This window comes from Microcoleus sp. C2D2 (genome assembly GCF_036702495.1).
In the GTDB taxonomy this organism is placed as follows: domain Bacteria; phylum Cyanobacteriota; class Cyanobacteriia; order Cyanobacteriales; family Microcoleaceae; genus Microcoleus.
Genome location: NZ_JAUBTO010000400.1, coordinates 1 through 1,317, shown reverse-complemented (window position 1 = coordinate 1,317; position 1,317 = coordinate 1). Strand labels below are relative to the sequence as shown.

The window sequence follows — 1,317 nt, the reverse complement described above, 5'->3', positions numbered from 1 at the left end:
TCATCAGAGAAATGGGTTGAAACCCCGTCCTTTTAGGACGGCTTTACAAAAAGACTAAGATAGGATTCACCATATCACAGAAGATGTGCTAGAGTGTGAGGATGGAAAAAGCCTACCGCTACCGTTTCTACCCCACCGCCGAGCAAGAAAATCTCTTGCGACGGACAATGGGTTGTGCGCGGCTAGTATACAACAAGGCTTTAGCTTACCGCACCGAAGCTTGGTACGAACGTCAAGAGAGGGTTGGCTACAGCCAAACTTCCTCCATGTTGACGAATTGGAAAAAAGAAGAGGAGCTGGATTTCTTGAACGAAGTTAGCTGTGTGCCACTTCAACAAGGACTCAGACATCTTCAAACAGCTTTTACCAATTTCTTCGCAGGACGAGCTAAGTATCCTAATTTCAAGAAAAAGCACAACGGCGGTAGTGCTGAATTTACTAAGTCTGCTTTCCGCTGGAAAGATGGACAGGTATTTTTGGCAAAATGTACCACTCCATTACCTATTCGTTGGAGCAAGCAAATCCCTGAAGTGTGTATTCCGTCTACTATCACGGTCAAAATGACACCTGCTGGACGTTGGTTTGTTTCCATACTTGTAGATGACTACACGATTAAACCACTTCCTAAGATTGATAAAACTATCGGATTGGACGTGGGAATTACCAGCCTGATCGCTACTAGCGATGGCAATAAAATTGCCAACCCCAAGCATTTCAAGAAGCTTCGCAAAAAGTTAAGAAGGAAGCAAAAAGCTTGGGTTCGCAAGCAGAAAGGAAGTAATAACCGTGAAAAAGCACGAGTACAGATGGCTAAAGTGTACGCACAGATAGCCGATGCTCGTAAAGATTTTTTGCACAAACTGACGACTCAAATCATTCGTGAAAACCAAACGATTGTAGTTGAGGACTTGGCTGTGAAAAATATGGTAAAAAACCATAAGTTAGCTCTTGCTATCAGTGACGCTAGTTGGGGCGAACTAATTCGTCAACTTGCTTACAAATGTGAGTGGTACGGTCGAGAACTTATAAAAATAGACCGCTGGTTTCCTAGTTCTAAGCGTTGTGGAAACTGTGGCCATATTGTAGATAAATTGCCGTTGAATATCCGGGAATGGAAATGTCCCAAGTGTGGAACAAACCATGACCGCGATATCAACGCTTCAAAAAATATTTTGGCGGCTGGGCTAGCCGTGGAGCGTCTGTGGAGCAACTATAAGACCCGAAGAGAGTAAATCTCGGAAGGCTGGTGCCCTGAAGCAGAAACCCAATTAGTGATGATTGGGAATCCCCGCTCCTTTAGGACGGGGTGGATGTCAA

Annotated in this window: 1 pseudogene; it reads left to right on the top strand. The window is 44.4% G+C overall.

Going from position 1 to position 1,317, the window contains the following annotated elements:
• Positions 1-101: 101 nt before the first annotated feature.
• A pseudogene (locus QUB61_RS39500) lies at positions 102-1,272 on the top strand (RNA-guided endonuclease InsQ/TnpB family protein).
• The last annotated feature ends 45 nt before the right edge of the window (positions 1,273-1,317 follow it).